Consider the following 1,347-nt stretch of genomic DNA (forward strand, 5'->3'; position numbering starts at 1 on the left):
CTTAAATTGCAATATTAAATGCAACACCCCTGTGAAAAAATCATGTAGAATAGGACTGACAATAGTCAAAATCAGCCTTAAGCCCATCTTAATAATAACAGGAGATGGAGTGCATGGGTTTGTCAAGGGCTGCGAAGCAGGCGGAGCTTTACCCTTGATAAACCACAAACGACATCTATAATATTCAAAATATGGGATTAAGCAATTTTCGATAATTCTTCATAAAAACATTTTTCTGGGGTTTTGTAATTTAGCAATTTACGTGGCAACCTATTCATCCAATTTTGAATCCTTTGAATTATATCAAAAGATAAGTCTTTGATGCTTTTGCCTTTAGGTATAAAACGACGTATAAGACCATTATGACGTTCATTAGTACCCCTTTCAAAGGAAGAATAAGGGTGAGTATAATATACATCTATACCATATCCTTTAAGCAAAGTTCCTAAATTACTAAATTCAACCCCATTATCAGCGGTGATACTTTTAAATACATGTTTAAAAGTATCTCTATACATCTCCATAAGCTTTTTTATTGAATCATCAACAGATTTACTATCTTTAGCATTTAAAGTTATCATTATTTCATAACGGGACTTACGCTCTGTTAGAGTCAAGAGAGCATTATCACCGGACTTTTTACCAATGACAGTATCTATTTCCCAATGTCCGAATTCTTCACGGGTATTTACTTCTTCTGGTCTTAAATCAATACTTTTACCTAAGATACGCTTATTTTGCTTAATTCTTTTATTCTTAGGTTTTAAGCGTAGTTTTAAAGGTAAATCTATATTGCGTACAGATAAAAAGCCTTTATCAATATAGTTGTACAATGTTTTAGTAGAAACAATATATTCATCCTTCCAAGCAGGGTCATTTTTACAATAACCTACTACAGCATCGACGGACCATTTGTCTTTAAGAATTTTTGTTTCTGCATACTTTATAAAAGCTTCGGCTGTAGCTATTTTAATTTTTGCTCCGCAATTTGAGCGATGATTTTCATATACAGCCTGACCTGTTTCAGGGAAATAACTTGTAAATGTAGATAAATCACTTTTAAGCTGTAAGGTAGTACCACGTTTAATTTCACGGGAGATAGTACTTGGACTGCGTCCTAATTTTTTAGCAATATAGCGAATACTTTTACCTTCTTTAAGCAATGCATAAATTTCCCCACGCTCATATAGCTTTAGGTGTTTAAAAGAACGTATAGGTGTGTTATAATCAGTATCATGAACCATAGTGAAAACCTCCTGTATGTTTATACTCAACACCTATATCATACATGATTTTCACTATGGTTTTAATATTTTTTATCTGTTGCATTTAATTTTACAATGAACC

2 protein-coding genes are annotated in these 1,347 nt (G+C 32.6%); one reads left to right on the forward strand and one right to left on the reverse strand.

Annotation, left to right across the window (positions count from 1 at the left end; translation table 11 throughout):
- A partial coding sequence (locus CLOACE_RS11880; RefSeq protein WP_207644907.1) for a hypothetical protein occupies positions 1–181 on the forward strand: 181 nt, incomplete at its 5' end.
- Between the two features lie 16 nt (positions 182–197).
- Here CLOACE_RS11880 and CLOACE_RS11595 read toward each other — a convergent pair.
- A complete protein-coding gene (locus CLOACE_RS11595) occupies positions 198–1,244 on the reverse strand; it encodes an IS30 family transposase (RefSeq protein WP_070111396.1) in 1,047 nt (348 codons plus the stop codon).
- Positions 1,245–1,347 lie beyond the last annotated feature (103 nt).

Source organism: Clostridium acetireducens DSM 10703, from assembly GCF_001758365.1.
Classification (GTDB): Bacteria; Bacillota; Clostridia; order Clostridiales; family Clostridiaceae; genus Clostridium_C; species Clostridium_C acetireducens.